6 protein-coding genes are annotated in these 25,129 nt (G+C 39.5%); 2 read left to right on the forward strand and 4 right to left on the reverse strand.

Annotated features, from left to right (window positions below; translation table 11 throughout):
- Positions 1–2: 2 nt before the first annotated feature.
- From BLT95_RS02460 to BLT95_RS02475, 4 genes are all read right to left on the reverse strand, one after another.
- Positions 3–12,293: a tandem-95 repeat protein gene (locus tag BLT95_RS02460; RefSeq protein WP_089664482.1), complete on the reverse strand. Its 12,291-nt coding sequence runs from the start codon at positions 12,291–12,293 to the stop codon at positions 3–5.
- 662 nt (positions 12,294–12,955) lie between these two features.
- Positions 12,956–14,815, reverse strand: a complete 1,860-nt coding sequence (locus BLT95_RS02465) for an OmpA family protein (RefSeq protein WP_089664480.1) — start codon at positions 14,813–14,815, stop codon at positions 12,956–12,958.
- A 17-nt stretch (positions 14,816–14,832) separates the two neighbouring features.
- On the reverse strand, positions 14,833–15,729 hold the full coding sequence (locus BLT95_RS02470) for a type IX secretion system membrane protein PorP/SprF (RefSeq protein WP_089664481.1): 897 nt from the start codon (positions 15,727–15,729) through the stop codon (positions 14,833–14,835).
- Positions 15,730–15,741: 12 nt separating this feature from the next.
- Entirely contained in the window at positions 15,742–23,382 is a 7,641-nt protein-coding gene (locus BLT95_RS02475; RefSeq protein ID WP_089664483.1) for an HYR domain-containing protein, read from the reverse strand.
- 613 nt (positions 23,383–23,995) lie between these two features.
- On the opposite strand from BLT95_RS02475, the gene pdxH reads away from it, so the two are divergent.
- Positions 23,996–24,640, forward strand: a complete 645-nt coding sequence (gene pdxH / locus BLT95_RS02480; protein ID WP_089664484.1) for a pyridoxamine 5'-phosphate oxidase — start codon at positions 23,996–23,998, stop codon at positions 24,638–24,640.
- A 2-nt stretch (positions 24,641–24,642) separates the two neighbouring features.
- Complete coding sequence (locus tag BLT95_RS02485) at positions 24,643–25,128, forward strand: histidine phosphatase family protein (RefSeq protein WP_089664485.1); 486 nt, start codon at positions 24,643–24,645, stop codon at positions 25,126–25,128.
- Position 25,129: the final 1 nt, after the last annotated feature.

Raw genomic sequence — 25,129 nt, forward strand, 5'->3', positions numbered from 1 at the left:
TTTTATTTAGTTCCTAAGTAAATATAACCTTGAATTGGCTCGAAGTTTCCTTCTCTGATCTCCAGAACATAGAAGTATGTTCCAGAAGGTAATTGATTTGAGCTTGTGAAAGATGAATCTGAATAACCATCCCAGTTGTTCTGATAATTCTGAGCATCAAAGACTTTAGCTCCCCATCTGTTGAATATCTTAACATCGTAAGTGAATCCACAGCCAGTATCAAGATCTACGGTAAAAAAGTCATTCTTATTGTCTCCGTTTGGAGTTACCGCTTTAGAAATACTATCTCTAACATCCTGCACGCTACATTGTAATACGATACAATCATCTATTTCTAAAGTTACTGTGGTAATCGAAGGACAGTTTCCTTCAATTTCATATTTAAAGGTGTAGAAGCCAGGTGCAGGCACTGACGGATCTAATATATTACCGTTTAAAGCACCAGAGTTATCTGTATCTATCCAGGTTCCGCTTTCATCATAATCACCGGTTAGAAGGTCGAATAGGTCATATTCTCCCTGGTCATCACAAATGCTTTCCCCTTGAACTGTAGTTATTTCCTGAGCAACAGGCTCTTCGATAACTACCGTAGTAAGATCTGATAACTGACCAAATTCATCCTGAGCAACTACATCGTAGGTGCCAGGTGTAAGGTTAGTAAACACCCCTTCAGTCTGGTAGTTCTCTCCATCAATACTATAAGAAAGGCCTTCCTGTGTATCTACAGTAATAGTTCCCGTTGGTTCGCTACAAGTAGCCTGAGCAACATTCACCGACGGAGCAGCCGGAGGAGCAGGAGCAGGGTCTTCTTCAACCGTTACGGTGAATTGACAGGTTGCTTCATTTCCATTAGAATCAGTCACTGTATAAGAGATCACTGTTTCTCCAACAGGGAACTCTTCACCTGAAGCGATTCCGCTGGTCATGGTTGTGGTAGTTTCTCCACAATTATCTGTGATCGTTAAGGCATCATAAGTAACAATTGTTGAAGTTGTTCCGAATTCAACATTCACTGTAAAACTTTCCGGACATTCTATGGAAGGAGCTTCATTATCTACTACTGTAACGGTAAAGCTAGTTGTTGCAGTTAAACCTGCAGTATCTGTAGCGGTATAAGTAACAATAGTTTCTCCAACCGGAAATTCAGATCCTGAAATAAGGCCTTCAGTCATCACAATACTTTCCACTGCGCAATTATCGGTAGCTGTAGCATCTTCAAAGTTTACAACAGCACCACAAACACCAGAGTCATTATTCACCGTGATATCATCCATGTCACTTATCTGCGGAGCTTCATCATCTGCAATTGTAACGGTAAAGCTACAGGTAGCAGAGTTACCGGCGGCATCTGTTGCAGTGAACTCTACAGTAGATGCTCCAACAGGAAATTGTTCCCCTGAAGCAGGGCCACTTGTTTGAGTTACGGTTACATCACCAGAATTATCAAAACCAGCAGGAGTTTCAAATTCAACTATAGCACCACATACTCCACCATCTACTCCTTCATCAATATCTGATGGACAGTCAAGGCTTGGATCTTCGTTATCTTCTACAGTTACTGTAAAACTACATTCCGTACTATTTCCAGAGGCATCAGTTGCAGTAAATGTTACCGTTGTAGTCCCAATTGGGAACTGTGATCCGGAAACCGGTCCGCCAGTTTGTTCCACACTTACTTCACAATTATCGGTGGCCGTTGCATTATCAAAGTTTACAATGGCGTAAGACTCTCCAGTTTCAGTGCTCACGATCTTACTAACCGGACAACTAATTACTGGAGCCTCATTATCGTTTACAGTTACTGTAAAGCTTTCAGTAGAAATATTACCATTAATATCAGCGACAGTATAAGTTACCGTGGTAGTTCCAATTGGAAATTCTGAACCAGATTCAAGACCTTCAGTAATTGCTATTGTTCCAATTTCACAATTATCTGTACTTTTTACACTTTCGAAATTAACTATAGCACCACAAACTCCATCATCATTATCCATAGTGATATCAGCTATCTCTTCAAGAACCGGAGCTTCATTATCTATCACTATAACGTCGAAGCTACAGATCGTAGAATTTCCAGAGCCATCTGTCGCCACAAAAGTTATCGTTGTAATTCCAACCGGGAATAGCTCTCCAGGAGCTGGTCCAGCTGTTTGTTCTATGGTCGCAGAGCCAGAGTTGTCAGTAAATTCCGGGATAGTGAATGCTACAATAGCTCCACATACACCAGGATCGTTGTTCAGATTCATGTTATTTGGACAAGAGATCTCAGGGCCTTCAGTATCATTTACATTTACAGTTACTATAGCAGTATCAGTTCCTCCATTACTATCAGAAATTGTATACTCAAACGAATCTTCACCAGTAAAACTATCATCCGGACTATAAGTTACAGTTCCGTCTTCATTGATCATAACTGAACCATTTTCCGGGTCAGTTACGCTTATTACCTTTAGGTCGTCACCGTCAACGTCTGAATCATTTTCAAGTACTGTGATCTCAACCGGTACATCCTGATCTGTTTCAGCAGAATCGTCATTAGCTATCGGCGCATCGTTTACAGGATTCACAGTTACGGTTACCGTTGCAGTATCGGTTAAACCATCTTCGTCTTCAATAGTATAAGTGAATTCATCTTCCCCTACAAAATCTGGATCTGGAGTATAAGTTACCGTTCCATCCTGGTTAATCACAACCGAACCATTTTCAGGTTGAGTTACACTAACCACAGTTAGCTCATCACCATCCACATCAGTATCATTGTCAAGCACAGCGATCACTACTTCGGTATCTTCGTCCGTCTCAGCAGAATCATCATTAGCTATCGGCGCATCGTTTACAGGATTCACAGTTACTTTTACCGTTGCAGTATCGGTTAAACCATCTTCGTCTTCAATAGTATAAGTGAATTCATCTTCCCCTACAAAATCTGGATCTGGAGTATAAGTTACCGTTCCATCCTGGTTAATCACAACCGAACCATTTTCAGGTTGAGTTACACTAACCACAGTTAGCTCATCACCATCCACATCAGTATCATTGTCAAGCACAGCGATCACTACTTCGGTATCTTCGTCCGTCTCAGCAGAATCATCATTAGCTATCGGCGCATCGTTTACAGGATTCACAGTTACTTTTACCGTTGCAGTATCGGTTAAACCATCTTCGTCTTCAATAGTATAAGTGAATTCATCTTCCCCTACAAAATCTGGATCTGGAGTATAAGTTACCGTTCCATCCTGGTTAATCACAACCGAACCATTTTCAGGTTGAGTTACACTAACCACAGTTAGCTCATCACCATCCACATCAGTATCATTGTCAAGCACAGCGATCACTACTTCGGTATCTTCTTTCGTTTCAGCCGAATCGTCATTGGCTACCGGAGCATCGTTTACAGGATTCACAGTTACTTTTACCGTTGCAGTATCGGTTAAACCATCTTCGTCTTCAATAGTATAAGTGAATTCATCTTCCCCTACAAAATCTGGATCTGGAGTATAAGTTACCGTTCCATCCTGGTTAATCACAACCGAACCATTTTCAGGTTGAGTTACACTAACCACAGTTAGCTCATCACCATCCACATCAGTATCATTGTCAAGCACAGCGATCACTACTTCGGTATCTTCTTTCGTTTCAGCCGAATCGTCATTGGCTACCGGAGCATCGTTTACAGGATTCACAGTTACTTTTACCGTTGCAGCATCGGTTAAACCATCTTCGTCTTCAATGGTATAAGTGAATTCATCTTCCCCTACAAAATCTGGATCTGGAGTATAAGTTACCGTTCCATCCTGGTTAATCACAACCGAACCATTTTCAGGTTGAGTTACACTAACCACAGTTAGCTCATCACCATCCACATCAGTATCATTGTCAAGCACAGCGATCACTACTTCGGTATCTTCGTCCGTCTCAGCAGAATCATCATTAGCTACCGGAGCATCGTTTACAGAATTCACAGTTACTTTTACCGTTGCAGTATCATTTAAACCGTCTTCGTCTTCAATGGTATAAGTGAATTCATCTTCCCCTACAAAATTTGGATCTGGAGTATAAGTTACCGTTCCATCCTGGTTGATCACAACCGAACCATTTTCAGGTTGAGTTACACTAACCACAGTTAGCTCATCACCATCAAGATCAGTATCATTATCAAGCACAGCGATCACTACTTCGGTATCTTCATTCGTTTCAGCCGAATCATCATTAGCTATCGGCGCATCGTTTACAGGATTCACAGTTACGGTTACCGTTGCAGTATCATTTAATCCGTCTTCGTCTTCAATGGTATAAGTGAATTCATCTTCCCCTACAAAATTTGGATCTGGAGTATAAGTTACCGTTCCATCCTGGTTGATCACAACCGAACCATTTTCAGGTTGAGTTACACTAACCACAGTTAGCTCATCACCATCAAGATCAGTATCATTGTCAAGCACAGCGATCACTACTTCGGTATCTTCGTCTGTCTCAGCCGAATCATCATTAGCTATCGGCGCATCGTTTACAGGATTCACAGTTACCGTTACCGTTGCAGTATCGGTTAAACCGTCTTCGTCTTCAATAGTATAAGTGAATTCATCTTCCCCTACAAAATTTGGATCTGGAGTATAAGTTACCGTTCCATCCTGGTTGATCACAACCGAACCATTTTCAGGTTGAGTTACACTAACCACAGTTAGCTCATCACCATCAAGATCAGTATCATTGTCAAGCACAGCGATCACTACTTCGGTATCTTCGTCTGTCTCAGCCGAATCATCATTAGCTATCGGCGCATCGTTTACAGGATTCACAGTTACGGTTACCGTTGCAGTATCATTTAATCCGTCTTCGTCTTCAATAGTATAAGTGAATTCATCTTCCCCTACAAAATTTGGATCTGGAGTATAAGTTACCGTTCCATCCTGGTTGATCACAACCGAACCATTTTTAGGTTGAGTTACACTAACCACAGTTAGCTCATCACCATCAAGATCAGTATCATTACCCAAAACAGTTATAGTTACAGGATTGTCTTCAGTAGTACTGGTTAAATCATTGTTAGCTACTGGAATATATTTTACGGTAAGGTTTAAGATTTCATCTGCTGTACATCCATCATTAACTAATTTAAGTCCTGATTGATTAGTTGAATAAGTCTCTCCATTAGCTAACCATGTATAGGTTTCATTGGAATAGATGGTTGCATTTGTGATAATATCTTCTGGTTTTGGAGTTACCGTAAGGTTCAATACCTGATCAGCAGTACACCCATCATTGTTAATGGTGATGTTTTGATCCGAAGTATAAGTCTCTCCATTGGCACTCCATGTATACGATTCCCCGGAACAGATAGTCTCTGTAGTGGTTACCGTTTCCGGTTTCGGAGTTACCGTAAGGTTCAATACCTGATCAGCAGTACACCCATCATTGTTAATGGTGATGTTTTGATCCGAAGTATAAGTCTCTCCATTGGCACTCCAGGTATATGATTCCCCGGAACAGATAGTCTCTGTAGTGGTTACCGTTTCCGGTTTCGGAGTTACCGTAAGATTCAATACCTGATCAGCAGTACACCCATCATTGTTAATGGTGATGTTTTGATCCGAAGTATAAGTTTCATTATTAGCTGCCCATGTATACGATTCCCCGGAACAGATAGTTTCTGTAGTGGTTACCGTTTCCGGTTTCGGAGTTACCGTAAGATTCAATACCTGATCAGCAGTACACCCATCATTGTTAATGGTGATGTTTTGATCCGAAGTATAAGTTTCATTATTAGCTGCCCATGTATACGATTCCCCGGAACAGATAGTTTCTGTAGTGGTTACCGTTTCCGGTTTTGAAGTTACCGTAAGATTCAATACCTGATCAGCAGTACACCCATCATTGGAGATGGTGATATTTTGATCTGTTGTATAAGTCTCATTATTAGCTGCCCATGTATACGATTCCCCGGAACAGATAGTCTCTGTAGTGGTTACCGTTTCCGGTTTTGAAGTTACCGTAAGGTTCAATACCTGATCAGCAGTACACCCATCATTGTTAATGGTGATGTTTTGATCCGAAGTATAAGTCTCTCCATTGGCACTCCAGGTATATGATTCCCCAGAACAGATAGTTTCTGTAGTGGTTACCGTTTCCGGTTTTGAAGTTACCGTAAGGTTCAATACCTGATCAGCAGTACACCCATCATTGTTAATGGTGATGTTTTGATCCGAAGTATAAGTCTCTCCATTGGCACTCCAGGTATATGATTCCCCGGAACAGATAGTCTCTGTAGTGGTTACCGTTTCCGGTTTTGAAGTTACCGTAAGGTTCAATACCTGATCAGCAGTACACCCATCATTGTTAATGGTGATGTTTTGATCCGAAGTATAAGTCTCTCCATTGGCACTCCAGGTATATGATTCCCCAGAACAGATAGTTTCTGTAGTGGTTACCGTTTCCGGTTTCGGAGTTACCGTAAGGTTCAATACCTGATCAGCAGTACACCCATCATTGTTAATGGTGATGTTTTGATCCGAAGTATAAGTCTCTCCATTGGCACTCCAGGTATATGATTCCCCGGAACAGATAGTCTCTGTAGTGGTTACCGTTTCCGGTTTCGGAGTTACCGTAAGGTTCAATACCTGATCAGCAGTACACCCATCATTGTTAATGGTGATGTTTTGATCCGAAGTATAAGTCTCTCCATTGGCACTCCAGGTATATGATTCCCCGGAACAGATAGTCTCTGTAGTGGTTACCGTTTCAGGTTTTGAAGTTACCGTAAGGTTCAACACCTGATCAGCAGTACACCCATCATTGTTAATGGTGATGTTTTGATCCGAAGTATAAGTCTCTCCATTGGCACTCCAGGTATATGATTCCCCGGAACAGATAGTCTCTGTAGTGGTTACCGTTTCCGGTTTCGGAGTTACCGTAAGGTTCAATACCTGATCAGCAGTACACCCATCATTGTTAATGGTGATGTTTTGATCCGAAGTATAAGTCTCTCCATTGGCACTCCAGGTATATGATTCCCCGGAACAGATAGTCTCTGTAGTGGTTACCGTTTCAGGTTTTGAAGTTACCGTAAGGTTCAACACCTGATCAGCAGTACACCCATCATTGTTAATGGTGATGTTTTGATCCGAAGTATAAGTCTCTCCATTGGCACTCCATGTATATGATTCCCCGGAACAGATAGTCTCTGTAGTGGTTACCGTTTCCGGTTTCGGAGTTACCGTAAGGTTCAATACCTGATCAGCAGTACACCCATCATTGTTAATGGTGATGTTTTGATCCGAAGTATAAGTCTCTCCATTGGCACTCCAGGTATATGATTCCCCGGAACAGATAGTCTCTGTAGTGGTTACCGTTTCCGGTTTCGGAGTTACCGTAAGATTCAATACCTGATCAGCAGTACACCCATCATTGTTAATGGTGATGTTTTGATCCGAAGTATAAGTTTCATTATTAGCTGCCCATGTATACGATTCCCCGGAACAGATAGTTTCTGTAGTGGTTACCGTTTCCGGTTTCGGAGTTACCGTAAGATTCAATACCTGATCAGCAGTACACCCATCATTGTTAATGGTGATGTTTTGATCCGAAGTATAAGTTTCATTATTAGCTGCCCATGTATACGATTCCCCGGAACAGATAGTTTCTGTAGTGGTTACCGTTTCCGGTTTTGAAGTTACCGTAAGATTCAATACCTGATCAGCAGTACACCCATCATTGGAGATGGTGATATTTTGATCTGTTGTATAAGTCTCATTATTAGCTGCCCATGTATACGATTCCCCGGAACAGATAGTCTCTGTAGTGGTTACCGTTTCCGGTTTTGAAGTTACCGTAAGGTTCAATACCTGATCAGCAGTACACCCATCATTGTTAATGGTGATGTTTTGATCCGAAGTATAAGTCTCTCCATTGGCACTCCAGGTATATGATTCCCCAGAACAGATAGTTTCTGTAGTGGTTACCGTTTCCGGTTTTGAAGTTACCGTAAGGTTCAATACCTGATCAGCAGTACACCCATCATTGTTAATGGTGATGTTTTGATCCGAAGTATAAGTCTCTCCATTGGCACTCCAGGTATATGATTCCCCGGAACAGATAGTCTCTGTAGTGGTTACCGTTTCCGGTTTTGAAGTTACCGTAAGGTTCAATACCTGATCAGCAGTACACCCATCATTGTTAATGGTGATGTTTTGATCCGAAGTATAAGTCTCTCCATTGGCACTCCAGGTATACGATTCCCCGGAACAGATAGTCTCTGTAGTGGTTACCGTTTCCGGTTTCGGAGTTACCGTAAGGTTCAATACCTGATCAGCAGTACACCCATCATTGTTAATGGTGATGTTTTGATCCGAAGTATAAGTCTCTCCATTGGCACTCCAGGTATATGATTCCCCGGAACAGATAGTCTCTGTAGTGGTTACCGTTTCCGGTTTCGGAGTTACCGTAAGGTTCAACACCTGATCAGCAGTACACCCATCATTGTTAATGGTGATGTTTTGATCCGAAGTATAAGTTTCATTATTAGCTGCCCATGTATACGATTCCCCGGAACAGATAGTTTCTGTAGTGGTTACCGTTTCCGGTTTCGGAGTTACCGTAAGATTCAATACCTGATCAGCAGTACACCCATCATTGTTAATGGTGATGTTTTGATCCGAAGTATAAGTTTCATTATTAGCTGCCCATGTATACGATTCCCCGGAACAGATAGTTTCTGTAGTGGTTACCGTTTCCGGTTTTGAAGTTACCGTAAGATTCAATACCTGATCAGCAGTACACCCATCATTGGAGATGGTGATATTTTGATCTGTTGTATAAGTCTCATTATTAGCTGCCCATGTATACGATTCCCCGGAACAGATAGTTTCTGTAGTGGTTACCGTTTCCGGTTTTGAAGTTACCGTAAGATTCAATACCTGATCAGCAGTACACCCATCATTGGAGATGGTGATATTTTGATCTGTTGTATAAGTCTCATTATTAGCTGCCCATGTATACGATTCCCCGGAACAGATAGTTTCTGTAGTGGTTACCGTTTCCGGTTTCGGAGTTACCGTAAGATTCAATACCTGATCAGCAGTACACCCATCATTGGAGATGGTGATATTTTGATCTGTTGTATAAGTCTCATTATTAGCTGCCCATGTATACGATTCCCCGGAACAGATAGTTTCTGTAGTGGTTACCGTTTCCGGTTTCGGAGTTACCGTAAGATTCAATACCTGATCAGCAGTACACCCATCATTGTTAATGGTGATGTTTTGATCCGAAGTATAAGTTTCATTATTAGCTGCCCATGTATACGATTCCCCGGAACAGATAGTTTCTGTAGTGGTTACCGTTTCCGGTTTCGGAGTTACCGTAAGATTCAATACCTGATCAGCAGTACACCCATCATTGGAGATGGTGATATTTTGATCTGTTGTATAAGTCTCATTATTAGCTGCCCATGTATATGATTCCCCGGAACAGATAGTTTCTGTAGTGGTTACCGTTTCCGGTTTTGAAGTTACCGTAAGATTCAATACCTGATCAGCAGTACACCCATCATTGGGGATGGTGATATTTTGATCTGTTGTATAAGTCTCATTATTAGCTGCCCATGTATACGATTCCCCGGAACAGATAGTTTCTGTAGTGGTTACCGTTTCCGGTTTCGGAGTTACCGTAAGATTCAATACCTGATCAGCAGTACACCCATCATTGGAGATGGTGATATTTTGATCTGTTGTATAAGTCTCATTATTAGCTGCCCATGTATACGATTCCCCGGAACAGATAGTTTCTGTAGTGGTTACCGTTTCCGGTTTTGAAGTTACCGTAAGATTCAATACCTGATCAGCAGTACACCCATCATTGGAGATGGTGATATTTTGATCTGTTGTATAAGTCTCATTATTAGCTGCCCATGTATACGATTCCCCGGAACAGATAGTCTCTGTAGTGGTTACCGTTTCCGGTTTTGAAGTTACCGTAAGATTCAATACCTGATCAGCAGTACACCCGTCATTGGAGATGGTGATGTTTTGATCTGTTGTATAAGTTTCATTATTAGCTGCCCATGTATACGATTCCCCGGAACAGATAGTCTCTGTAGTGGTTACCGTTTCAGGTTTCGGAGTTACCGTAAGGTTCAATACCTGATCAGCAGTACATTCATTAGCACCCGCGACTCTAGTACCCGTTTGATTTGTGGTGTAATCAACCCCGTTCCATGTAAAGGTCTCTCCTGAACAAATCGTTTTATTGGTAACAATATCTTCCGGTTTTGTGGCAATTACTTCGATAATTTGGTCTACTGGATCAGCCTTATTTCCATGTATATCTTCTGCTTCCCAGGTGATTGTGGTTGTACCTACTGGATAGGGTGCAGAAAGAGCTTGTCCATCATCCCTGGTACCTTTCAATTCTTTTATTTCACAGTTGTCTGTTGCAGCAACTGACGGCATATTTATAATAGCCTGGCAACTATCGGGCTCAGCATTTTGCTCTATGTTTTCAGATGAAATCACAGGGATTTCAGTATCTACAACTTCAATATTTAATTTATCTGTTTTGGTGTTTCCTGCTTTATCTGTAAGGGTATATTCTAAAACACTTTTTCCTACTGGAAAATTGTAGGTTCCAAATTGCCCAGTGCCCTGTGCAATTAATACTTTATCTGCATCATTGACCAAGGTCCAGGATAGGGTAGTGCCTGGACAGTTATCACTAAACTCTACATCTATAACTTCAATTAAAGCAGCGCAATTTTTTGGATCATTTTCTTTCTTAATATTATCTGAAATAGTATTGAATGCAGGATCTTCCCCATCGGTAAAAGCTTTGATTTCAAATGATTCAGTGTCTGAAACACAACCATAAGAAGTCTTGGAGTATAAGTGGTATTTCCCAGGTTCAATATTGGTGAACTCACCATTAGAACCTGCTACTTCAGGATTAGCGGCATCTTCATCTCTGATAAAATAGGTAAGTTCTGAGTCTGGATTTTCAACACGAAGTTGGCCAGTTGTAGATTCACAAGATGGTTGAGTTACACTAGTAATCGTAGGTTTTTCTGCCGGTACAGGTACGACCGTAAATGGTGCGGTTACTGTTTTAGGACAACCATAACTGATAAAACTATAAGTAATAATATAATCACCGGGTGTACTTTTTTGAACATTAATTTCTCCGGTTTCTTCGTTTATCTTTAAATCGGGGGAATTCGCTGAAAATATCCCTCCCTCGACACCAGAAAAGTCGGGTAATACTTTATCATAATAATTACAAACTACAAGGGGGTTGTACTCAATTTTGGCTCCGCCAAATACAAGGTCCACCGGTTTTGGCCCTATATAATCCTTAGCATCAGCAGTAAGTTCAGAAGCAGATTTTGTTTTTACTATTAAAGATTCTACTGTCACCCCTATACATGGACCGTTCGTAACTACCTTACTCATAATTGCAGTCATATTAATTGCTGCTTCCACGAACTGGTAGGGCTGGTAATTTAATGTACTAAAAGCACCAAAAGGCACTTTTACTTCAGAAGCATTGGTAGCACCATAAGCCTCTAAGCTATTTACTGCTTGTTTTACATAATTAAACCCCCCAGACCCGTCAGGTAACCAGATGTATACATCTACTGTAGGACTGTTTCCACCATTGTCATATGATATAGATAAAAGTATGTCATTTACTGTTCTTCCACCATCCAGTCCTTCGGTAACAAATTTATTTGCATTATCGGGATCTTCATATACAGGTTTCTGGAAAAACTCAAAATCTATATATCCAGTACCAGTTGTACCAAGTCTATCGCTACCTACAAATAACCAGTCCTGGCCAGTAATGTCTGTGGCAATATGATAAAAAGCATTATGGATATCACTTTTGTTCTGGATCTCAGATGTAGTTCTTTTCCATATAGCAGGATTTTCCTGCACTTTAGTACTTTGAAATATATTGTCATATCTATCGTTATATGAATCTCGGAATAAACGAGTAGTAGCGGGATTTACCGCGGTACCATCGGTATTGAAAATATAATTATTGAGATCCGGATTATAAGAATTGGTTATAGTATTGTAGTTGGGAACCCAATCTCCCGAAATAAGGCCAGCAGTTAACTTTCCATCAATATTTACTCCTCCATCTGGAGTTAATACTGGTATTAGCTGGGCATTGGAAACAGAAAAAATCATTAAAAACACAATAAGAATTGAATATTTCTTTTGTGCAGTTATAAAAATAGTTTCTGAAAACCTGGCAAACTTTGCGTGATTTCCAATTTTCGAAGTAATTTTTCCAACCATATGCTAATGTTTATTATTAAACATTTATTTTTTAAAATCCCTTGCGGGGGTAATTAATTTCGATTTTGCTGTAAGCAAAAAGACCGTGGGGATTCCTGCTTACATTGTTCAATTCCTTTGGGGATAGAACATACTTCTTCCATTAAAAATATGGGGATAATAACATCGGGTAAAAAAGAGGGGATTACCTAGAGAAGCGTGGGGGTGACTCTACAAGGACGTTATGTAGGTAAAACTATTTCAAAAAATACTTATAAATGGCTGTTTTGTAAAATATTAGGCAAAACACCTTATTAATCGACAAAAGGCATGTTTTTTTAAACACAGGTGATTGAAAATTGATGTCTTGTCCTACAAAAAAGCAGATAAATTTGTAGGAATTGAATTGGATATATAGGGGTAATCCCCTGTTTTTTGCTGTTTTTCAGAAGGTTTTGGAGTTTTTATTCGATAGAATACAATTTACTTTAATCAGGTAGGATGGATAATTTTTTTGAGATATTTCTCTTATATCTTATGAAGGAACGACATGTTCTAAATCGAAAAAGGTTCAGGCTAGAGGCTGAACCTTTTTCTTTTCAATCGATTTGTTGGGGTCGATTAAATTAATCTTAATAATTATTCTGTTTTCTAATAGCCTCTTTCCTGGGTTAGTTAGAATTTTAATCCATTTTCACTACACTAAACATAGATCTTCTGTTTAATTGATGATCTTTTTCAGAACAGCGTTCACAATCTATAGCCGGCTTAGTTTCTCCGTAGCCTTTATAGGTGCTTATTCTATCTTCTGAAATATCTTTAGAAAGTAGATAATCGTAGGTAGCTTTAGCTCTTCTTTCAGCAAGTTTCTCGTTATACGCATTGGTTCCTCTGCGATCTGTATGGGAACCAATTTCAATGACCAGCTCTGGATATTGATTTTGCATAAGGTCTACCAGCTTATCCAACTCCTTTGCGGCATCTGGCCTTATGGCAGATTTATCAAAGTCGAAATAGATATTATCAATTTCAGCAAGGTATTCTACATCTTCTATAGGATTTAACTGAATGTCATAGATCATTTCATCTTTTTCATCGGTGTTCATTGTGCTCAACTCTCCATTAAAGGTTTTATACTTTATTTCTTTGGCTTCGAGCGGGAAAATTTTATCCCTGGCAACTTCAGTCTGGTAATTTCCTTCTTCATCCGTTTCAAGAAAAGCGATCTGTTCATTTTCCTTATTCATTACCCTTACCGTTGCCGCTGAAATCGGCTTTCCATTTACGGCGTCAGTTACCTGCCCCTTAACAATTAAGGGATTTAGTTTATTGAAAACATAGATATCATCACTACCTCCACCACGGTTGGTAGAGATAAATCCTTCTCTGGAATCTGATACCTGGAAATATGCAAAATCATCCATGCTGCTGTTCACCGGTTCCCCAAGGTTCTCAACTTCCCCATCTTCAAATCTGAAGATATCGAACAGGCCTAAACCAGCATGTCCATTAGAGGAAAAATATAATGTACCGTCTGTATCCATAAATGGAAATGTCTCGTCAAATTCGGTATTTACAGGTTCACCTAAATTTTCAGGAGTTCCAAAGTTCCCGTTTTCATCAACAGAAACTTTGTAAATATCAGTCCCTCCATTGCCATTTGGCATGTCTGATGTAAAATAAAGTGTTTTTCCATCTGGAGAAAGGGAAGGATGCCCTACTGAATAATCGCTGCTATTAAAGCTCAGTTCCTTAACATCTGCCCATCCATTTCCGGCACTTTTCGCTGAATATAATTTTAAGTGATTGGTTTTTTCTTTATCTCTTTTCCCTTCTTTATTGTCCAGGTAATTATTTCTGGTAAAATAGATAGTACTCCCGTCCGGACTTATCACGGCAGGACCGTCATGTAGCTTTGTATTTACATCGCCACCAATAGGACTTACATTTCCAGAGGACTTGTCCATCACATAAATATCAAGAAATGGTTCTCCATTCCAGCTATAAGTTTTCTCTTTTACAGCTTCATCCTTGGCTCTGGCAGAGACAAAGTAAACCTGTTCATCTTTCACAAAAACACCAAAGTCACTCACTTCTGAATTAAATTCTGAAGGCTGAACTTTGTAAGTAGCTCTACTTTTATATTCGTCTTTATTAAGCATGGTCTGGATCTGGTCAGATCCTTTGCCACTTTCCAGATATTTTCTAAGCCATTGTTTAGATTCGTCATATCGCTTAACTCCCCGAAGTGCCTGAGCATATTTATAATAATATTCAGGAGAGATGGTGGTATCTTCAATCACATCGCCGTAGTAATGAACCGCATTCTCCGGACTTCTAAGCATCATATAAGAATCCCCTAATTTGGTTGAATTATAGGTGATATTGTATTCATTCTCGATAAGTTCCTTGTAGACGTCGGTTGCTTCTAAATAGGCAAAATCCTTGTAAAGTCTATCAGCCTTTTTTTGCTTTCCACTCTGTGCCTGTACGCTAAGCGAACAGGAAAGAAGTATTAAAAATAGATAGTAAAAATTTTTCATAATGAACAGGCTTTAAGTTAAAAGAAACGGGGTGATTTGTACCTGGTATTCTTAAATCTAAACTCATAGATTAGCAGGAATTCATGCGATCCAGAGGTGTATGGTTGTATGTCTGATATTGAATACTCATAGGCATACCCAGCTCTGAAACCCGGGAATAATTGAATATCCAGAAAAGCTCCAACCGCATCATCAATTCTATAGTTGGCACCTAAAAAGAACTTTTCATTGAAAATGGCTGTCGCTGTTAGATCTACTGAAAGCGGAGCCCCTTTTGTAGCTTTAACCAGTGTTGAAGGTCTTAGCTTGAAACTGTCGCTCAGGTCAAACACATAGCCCGAAGTTAAGTAATAATGAACCTGTTCCAGAGCCTTGAACTCTTCCTGACGGTTATTATCCTTATTAATTAACTTAGGGGCAGAAAATCCAAGATACCAGTTCTGAGATGAAAGGTAAGCACCGGCTCCAAAATTTGGAGTCCAGCGATTAAACTCATCAGAAAAGAAGGGATCATCTCCTAAAGTAGGATCATCCAGGCCATAATAGTATGCGCCGGCTTTTAAACCAAGTCTTAAGGTTAAATCGGCACTAAGATCTACTCTATAAGAGAAATCTCCATAGACAAAGGTGGTGTTTTCATCTCCAATTTTATCGTTTATTACAGATAGCCCAAGACCTATCTTATCATTTCTCAAAGGAGAGTTAATAGATAAGGTTTGAGTGACCGGAGCTCCATCTACACCAACCCATTGATTTCTATTCAATGCTGTGATAGAAAATCCATCCCTGCTACCTGCATATGCCGGGTTTATAGAGATTGTATTGTACATGTACTGCGTAAACTGAGGGAGCTGTTGCGAAAAACCTGGAGCCGCAACAAATAGTATTAGTATAATTAGATAAACTTTTTTCATGGTTTCCCTTTTTTATTTAGTTCCTAAGTAAATATAACCTTGAATTGGCTCGAAGTTTCCTTCTCTGATCTCCAGAACATAGAAGTATGTTCCAGAAGGTAATTGATTTGAGCTTGTGAAAGATGAATCTGAATAACCATCCCAGTTGTTCTGATAATTCTGAGCATCAAAGACTTTAGCTCCCCATCTGTTGAATATCTTAACATCGTAAGTGAATCCACAGCCAGTATCAAGATCTACGGTAAAAAAGTCATTCTTATTGTCTCCGTTTGGAGTTACCGCTTTAGAAATACTATCTCTAACATCCTGCACGCTACATTGTAATACGATACAATCATCTATTTCTAAAGTTACTGTGGTAATCGAAGGACAGTTTCCTTCAATTTCATATTTAAAGGTGTAGAAGCCAGGTGCAGGCACTGACGGATCTAATATATTACCGTTTAAAGCACCAGAGTTATCTGTATCTATCCAGGTTCCGCTTTCATCATAATCACCGGTTAGAAGGTCGAATAGGTCATATTCTCCCTGGTCATCACAAATGCTTTCCCCTTGAACTGTAGTTATTTCCTGAGCAACAGGCTCTTCGATAACTACCGTAGTAAGATCTGATAACTGACCAAATTCATCCTGAGCAACTACATCGTAGGTGCCAGGTGTAAGGTTAGTAAACACCCCTTCAGTCTGGTAGTTCTCTCCATCAATACTATAAGAAAGGCCTTCCTGTGTATCTACAGTAATAGTTCCCGTTGGTTCGCTACAAGTAGCCTGAGCAACATTCACCGACGGAGCAGCCGGAGGAGCAGGAGCAGGGTCTTCTTCAACCGTTACGGTGAATTGACAGGTTGCTTCATTTCCATTAGAATCAGTCACTGTATAAGAGATCACTGTTTCTCCAACAGGGAACTCTTCACCTGAAGCGATTCCGCTGGTCATGGTTGTGGTAGTTTCTCCACAATTATCTGTGATCGTTAAGGCATCATAAGTAACAATTGTTGAAGTTGTTCCGAATTCAACATTCACTGTAAAACTTTCCGGACATTCTATGGAAGGAGCTTCATTATCTACTACTGTAACGGTAAAGCTAGTTGTTGCAGTTAAACCTGCAGTATCTGTAGCGGTATAAGTAACAATAGTTTCTCCAACCGGAAATTCAGATCCTGAAATAAGGCCTTCAGTCATCACAATACTTTCCACTGCGCAATTATCGGTAGCTGTAGCATCTTCAAAGTTTACAACAGCACCACAAACACCAGAGTCATTATTCACGGTGATATCATCCATGTCACTTATCTGCGGAGCTTCATCATCTGCAATTGTAACGGTAAAGCTACAGGTAGCAGAGTTACCGGCGGCATCTGTTGCAGTGAACTCTACAGTAGTTGCTCCAACAGGAAATTGTTCCCCTGAAGCAGGGCCACTTGTTTGAGTTACGGTTACATCACCAGAATTATCAAAACCAGCAGGAGTTTCAAATTCAACTATAGCACCACATACTCCACCATCTACTCCTTCATCAATATCTGATGGACAGTCAAGGCTTGGATCTTCATTATCTTCTACAGTTACTGTAAAACTACACTCCGTACTATTTCCAGAGGCATCAGTTGCAGTAAATGTTACCGTTGTAGTCCCAATTGGGAACTGTGATCCGGAAACCGGTCCGCCAGTTTGTTCCACACTTACTTCACAATTATCAGTTGCCGTTGCATTATCAAAGTTTACAATGGCGTAAGACTCTCCAGTTTCAGTGGTGGCAGTAATACTAGTAGGACATGATATTTCCGGCATTTCGGCATCGGTAACGGTGACATCAAAACTTGTAGTAGTGGTATTTCCAGACATATCTGTCACGGTAATAGTTACCGTGGTAGTCCCAATTGGAAATTCTGAACCAGATTCAAGACCTTCAGTTACTTCTATAGTATCTACTTCACAGTTATCTGTAGCGATAATACTTTCAAATTCTACCACAGCTCCGCAAACAGCAGGATCACTATCAATATTAATATCAGCAATAGTTTCAATAACAGGAGCTTCATCATCAGAAACATTTACAAGTTGTTCGCATTGAACTGAATTGTTTGAAGCATCTGTAATAGTCCAGGTCACCGTTGTTTGGCCTAATGGGAATACTTCAGGAGCATCATTTTCGAAAGTTAATTCAGTATCACAATTATCGGTAGCAGTAGGCATTCCAAGATCAATTTCAGAGGCATCACATACACCAGCATCAGCTGATATATTTACTTCTGAAGCACACTCGGTAATTACCGGAGCCTCATCATCAGTTACATTTACAATTTGTTCACACTGAACAGAATTATTAGAAGCATCTGTAATAGTCCAGGTCACCGTTGTTTGACCTAACGGGAATACTTCAGGAGCATCATTTTCATAAGTTAATTCAGTATCACAATTATCGGTAGCTGTTGGCATTCCAAGTTCAACTTCAGAAGCTGAACAAACACCCATATCAGCAAAAACTGTTATAGCTTCTGGACATGCAGTTATTACGGGTGCAGAAATGTCTTCAACAGTGATTATCTGTATAAAAGAAACTTCATTACCAGCACAATCAGTAGCGATATAAGATCTTGTGATTGTATAGTTATTATCAGCGTCAGAATCTTTATCAGAAATTAGTTCATCAAAAGATACTTCTAGTGATCCCGAGCAGTTATCTGAAGCAGTTAAAGTTACCGCAGCAGGAACAGCATCACATTCTACAGTTAGTTCTTCTGATGGCAATTCTTCATTGAATTCCGGCGCATCGGTATCTATCACATTGATCGTCTGTATATGGCTAATCTCATTATTCGCATCGTCTGTAGCAGTCCAGGTTCTGGTGATAGTATATTCATTTGGACAATTGTCATCTTTCCCTGAAATTTCTTCAGTAAAATCTACCGTAACCTCACTAACACAATTATCTGAAGCAGTAAGAACAGGAGCAGTCGGAACAGCATCACACTCCACTGTTACATCAGAAGGAAGGTTCTCATTGAACGATGGTGCACCAGTATTCTGGATTGTAAAAATTTGATTCTCAGAAGTTTCATTTCCAGCACAATCGGTAGCGATCCAGGTACGAGTCACTGTATATTCTTTATCTGTTTCGTTCTCTTTTGTAGAAATTTCTGAAAATTTAACTTCTACGTTTTCTGCACAATTATCGGTTGCCGTAATGGATGGTACCTCAGGAAGGTTTTCACATTCCATTGTCATATCCGCAGGAATTGTTTCATTAAATTCCGGAGCAATAGTGTCTTCTACGGTAATAGTTTGAACGTATTCCAGTTCGTTACCTGCGCAATCAGATGCGAACCATGTTCTTGTAATAGTATATTCGTTAGTACATTCATCATCCTGTCCGGAAAATTCTTCAGTATAAGTTACATTAAGAGCGCCTGAACAATTATCGGTTGCAGTAAGAGTAGCTGCTGTTGGAATGTTATCACATTCTACTGTTAGTTCTGCAGCTGGTAAAGTTTCCTGATCGAATTCCGGAGCAACTGTATCTTCAACAGTTATAACCTGAACGTGTTCTAATTCATTACCTGCGCAATCAGACGCGAACCATGTTCTTGTAATAGTATATTCGTTCGTACATTCATCATCCTGTCTGGAAAATTCTTCAGTATAAGTTACATTAAGAGCGCCTGAACAATTATCGGTTGCAGTCAAAGTTGCTGCTGTTGGAATGTTATCACATTCTACTGTTAGTTCTGCAGCTGGTAAAGTTTCCTGATCGAATTCCGGAGCAACTGTATCTTCAACAGCTATAACCTGAACGTGTTCTAATTCATTACCTGCGCAATCAGACGCGAACCATGTTCTTGTAATAATATATTCGTTAGTACATTCATCATCCTGTCCGGAAAATTCTTCAGTATAAGTTACATTAAGAGCGCCTGAACAATTATCGGTTGCAGTCAAAGTTGCTGCAGCTGGAACATTATCACATTCTACTGTGAGTTCCGCAGCAGGTAAAGTTTCCTGGTTGAATTCCGGAGCAACAGTGTCTTCTACAGTAATCGTCTGCGTAAAAGAAACATCATTACCTGAACAATCTTTAGCGAACCAGTTTCTAATAATAGTATACTCATTTGCGCATTCATCATCACGTCCTTCAAAGGTTTCAGAATAAGTAACTTCAATTTCACCAGAACAATTATCATTAGCTGTTAAGGTAGCAGCCTCAGGGATACTATCACATTCTACAGTTAAAGTCTCAGCAGGAAGTGTTTCGTTGAACGTTGGATCAGTATTATCTTCAAGAATTAGTGTTATGGAAGCTGATGCCTGACCACCACAATTATCGGTAGCATAAAAAGTTCTGATAACGGTTGGAAAACATCCTCCATTATCCTGAATATTATCAGTATACGTGACGCTAACCAATTCCTGGTCATCGCTAGCGGTATATCCTGTAGCTCCAAATACATCTTTAATATCTTCAGAGCCATCAGTATCTAGTGGAAATCTTGCATTTTCAGTAGTAATTTCTTCAGAAGTACAGATTTCAAGAGTTAAAGTTTCAGGTACAGTGATTTCAGGATCAACATTATTTAGAACTTCGATTTCCACAATTATTTCATTGGTACAAACTACATCTGTTTGTGCGCTGGCTAATGAACCAACTATGGTATAAAATCCTGCTTCAAGTGAACCATTGTTATCGGTTACATTCTGATTTTCAGAACTGAAAATTTCGAAAGTTACGGAATCATCTTTGGTAACTGTAATCATTCCATCAGCCTCACCATTACAGGTTACTGAAGTTGCTTCAGCAGAAAGTTCAATTTCTGGAAGTATTTCAACCACAACCATTAATCTCTCTACACTTTCGCAACCATCTATAATTTTGGAAGCATAATAATCTTCACCATCTGTTAGAACAATATCAGAATCCAGAGAAATATCAGTAGCATCGTTCATATACCACATGATATTATTACCAGAAGGAGATAAATCAGCCACGGTTGCGCCTCCATCAAAACAGAAAGTTTGAACCGCTTCTCCAGTAGGAGCACTAGGATCCGCAATATCAACAATTACTTGCAGGTACTCATCACTCTCACAACCCTCAACAGTTTGAGTAGCGAAATAATCTTCATTGTCTACAAGAGCGGTAGTAGCATCAAGGGCATTGTCATCACCTTGTTCTGCATACCACTTAATATTGGTTCCGGTAGCTGAAAGATCAGCTACAGTTGGAGTGTCGATAGCACAGAAATCCTGAGTTGCTTCTCCAGTAGGAGCACTAGGATCCGCAATATCAACAATTACTTGCAGATACTCATCACTCTCACAACCCTCAACAGTTTGTGTAGCGAAATAATCTTCATTGTCTACAAGAGCGGTAGTAGCATCAAGTGCGTTCTCATCACCTTGTTCTGCATACCACTTAATATTGGTTCCGGTAGCTGAAAGATCAGCTACAGTTGGAGTGTCGATAGCACAGAAATCCTGAGTTGCTTCTCCAGTAGGAGCACTAGGATCCGCAATATCAACAATTACTTGCAGGTACTCATCACTCTCACAACCCTCAACAGTTTGAGTAGCGAAATAGTCTTCATTGTCTACAAGAGCGGTAGTAGCATCAAGGGCATTGTCATCACCTTGTTCTGCATACCACTTAATATTGGTTCCGGTAGCTGAAAGATCAGCTACAGTTGGAGTGTCGATAGCACAGAAATCCTGAGTTGCTTCTCCAGTAGGAGCACTAGGATCCGCAATATCAACAATTACTTGCAGGTACTCATCACTCTCACAACCCTCAACAGTTTGAGTAGCGAAATAATCTTCATTGTCTACAAGAGCGGTAGTAGCATCAAGGGCATTGTCATCACCTTGTTCTGCATACCACTTAATATTGGTTCCGGTAGCTGAAAGATCAGCTACAGTTGGAGTGTCGATAGCACAGAAATCCTGAGTTGCTTCTCCAGTAGGAGCACTAGGATCCGCAATATCAACAATTACTTGCAGATACTCATCACTCTCACAACCCTCAACAGTTTGTGTAGCGAAATAATCTTCATTGTCTACAAGAGCGGTAGTAGCATCAAGTGCGTTCTCATCACCTTGTTCTGCATACCACTTAATATTGGTTCCGGTAGCTGAAAGATCAGCTACAGTTGGAGTGTCGATAGCACAGAAATCCTGAGTTGCTTCTCCAGTAGGAGCACTAGGATCCGCAATATCAACAATTACTTGCAGATACTCATCACTCTCACAACCCTCAACAGTTTGAGTAGCGAAATAATCTTCATTGTCTACAAGAGCGGTAGTAGCATCAAGTGCGTTCTCATCACCTTGTTCTGCATACCACTTAATACTGGTTCCGGTAGCTGAAAGATCAGCTACAGTTGGAGTGTCGATAGCACAGAAATCCTGAGTTGCTTCTCCAGTAGGAGCACTAGGATCCGCAATATCAACAATTACTTGCAGATACTCATCACTCTCACAACCCTCAACAGTTTGTGTAGCGAAATAATCTTCATTGTCTACAAGAGCGGTAGTAGCATCAAGTGCGTTCTCATCACCTTGTTCTGCATACCACTTAATATTGGTTCCGGTAGCTGAAAGATCAGCTACAGTTGGAGTGTCGATAGCACAGAAATCCTGAGTTGCTTCTCCAGTAGGAGCACTAGGATCTTGTATTGTTATGGAGGTGTTTGTTGAATAATCACAGTCATTATCACTAAAGTAATAAGTAACGGTATAAGTTCCAGCTAAACTGGAAGAAAGATTAATTTTCCCAGTTGTTGAATCAATAATTAGGTTAGGCGAAGAACCTTCGTAAGTTCCACCACTAACGCCTGTTTGAGTTACAGAAGCGGTACCATCAATAGAGCAATATGGAGAATCCTCATAGGAGATTGAAGCATCACCTGGTTCAAATACAATAACAGTTTTAGTTTCAGTTTTAGTAAGATTACCATCATAGGCCTCTAAAGTAACTTCATAAGTTCCTGAGGCTTCAAAATCAAACGAAGGATTTTGTTCGTCCTCAATTTCTCCTAAAATAATAGTCCCAGTTTCATCTTTGAATATCCACGTATATTCGTAACCCGATGCAGGAGGATAACCTCCAGTGGTTAAATCGGTAAACGAAACTATTTCTGAGTTACAGTCCTGATTATAAGAGAAATTCGCAACAAGTGGCGTTCTAACTAAAAAGCCAGGATCATTTCCATAACACTGAGAATTACTTCCTCCAGGACCTAGATCCGGACAAGTTTTATTTAATGAGTTACCAGTTTGCCATCTCATAAAAATGTCCTTAATCTCAAGTTTATCACCCCAACTCCAGGTAAAATTGCTAATAAAAACTGGTGTGTTTTTTATCACTTCTTCTTTCTCAAAAAGACACTCTTCGACTTCAGTATCAACAATGTCATTGACGTAAATTTTATATTTAACACCTAGGGAGTATGCGTTTGTGGTGCTTCCTCCAAAGGTCGCAAATATCTGGCCATCCACTTCTGTACCTATTGGATAGTCATCACTAGGTGTAAAAGGAGTTCCATCAGATTTCCTGAACTCAACGCTAAGAACGTTTACATTGTTCTGAGGGCAGGTCTGGGCATAAATTCCTATAGAAAGAAATAATGCAGCTAAAAATGTAATAGTAGTTTTCCAAATCATATCTATAATGTTTAGACTTTTAAATAATTTTATACCATCGTCATATTAGCGATAATGTGATTTGGGAACAACATATACCAATGTACCTGAGGTACATAGTTTTATAGGAAAGTTTAAGAGATACCGCTTTTGGCGATAAATAAGATCCGGGGGGGAATCGTAAAAAAGGTAGGTTATAAAAACTGGTAATAAATATAGATTACCATTAGAAGTGGGGGGGTAACTTTTAATTAGTGTTATGATGTAAAATTATCATAAATAAATGTTTCAAAGGATTTTCTGAATTAATATTAGATGAATTTCAATTAAAAGTCGATGAGAAACATAGTGTTATACTTGTAAATACCTCAATTTGAAGGAAATATACTTATAAAGTTTGTTAATTTTGTAGGAAATTACAATTTTAAATAAGGGATTTCCCCTAGAAAATGTAAAAATGAGGTCAATTCGTACAGGATTTTTTATACGATAAAATTGGTAGTTAAAAGACTACTTTTTTAATTGTTTTATAGAATAGTATGGAAAAATGGAATATTTTATCTTTAAGTATCTTATAGTTTTTTTCTGCCTTGAAATTTAAACTTGTAAATTGCAGTAAACTTACCTTGATCAAATGCAAAAGGATTTAAAAGCTTATCGTAAATCTTATGAGAAAGGAAAACTTCTTGAAGAAGATATTCCTGCGAATCCAAATGATTTATTTAAATCATGGTTTCATTTAGCCGATACATCTTCTCATGTAGAAGAAGCCAATGCCATGAGTATTTCTACTGTTAATAAAAATGGTTTTCCTAAAGCCAGGGTGGTATTGCTTAAAGGTTACGGGATTGATGGTTTTACCTTTTTTACAAACTATAATTCTAGCAAAGGAAAGGATCTACTAGAAAACCCCAAATGTTGTATCTCATTTTTCTGGCCTTCTTTAGAAAAACAAATTATCATACAGGGGATAGTCGAGAAAATTTCAGATAAAAAGTCTGAGGAATATTTTCAATCCAGACCGCGAGGAAGTCAGTTAGGAGCTCTTGCTTCTAATCAAAGCTCGGTTATTCCATCAAGGGATTATCTTGAAGATAAACTTACCAGGTTGGAAAAAGAATATGAAAATAAACAAATCCCTAAACCTAAGGAATGGGGTGGTTTTTTACTTAAACCAGTAAGTTTTGAATTCTGGCAGGGTAGAGCAAATCGCTTACATGACAGGATACTGTTTACTCAAGAAGAAAATAATTGGAAAATTGAAAGACTGGCACCGTAATTATGAAAAGATTAATTTTAGTTAGACATGGTAAATCCAGCTGGGATAATAACCTTCCAGATCATAAGCGACCACTAAAGAAAAGGGCTTATAATGATGCTGAGCTTGTTTTAAGTGCATTTCAGCATTTTTATCAACCTGGTGCGCTTTTCTGGACCAGTTATGCGGTAAGAGCACACGAAACAGCTAAATTGTTCAAAGAGCGATTGAAAATTAAAGATATAGATTTTAAAGTAAAGGAAGACCTGTATACTTTCAATCAAAACGAATTACTGTCTGAAATTAAGACCTGTGATAATAGCAGAGATAAACTAATTGTATTCGGGCACAATCCTGCCATGACAATTCTTGTGAATTCTCTGGGAGATAAAAAGCTGGATAATCTTCCTACCACAGGTTTGTGCGTGATAGATTTTGAAGTAGACTCCTGGGACCAGATACGCAAGGGAAAAACAATTTTAACCTTATTGCCTAAAAATCTTCGATAGA

Source organism: Gramella sp. MAR_2010_147 (assembly GCF_900105135.1).
GTDB lineage: Bacteria > Bacteroidota > Bacteroidia > Flavobacteriales > Flavobacteriaceae > Christiangramia.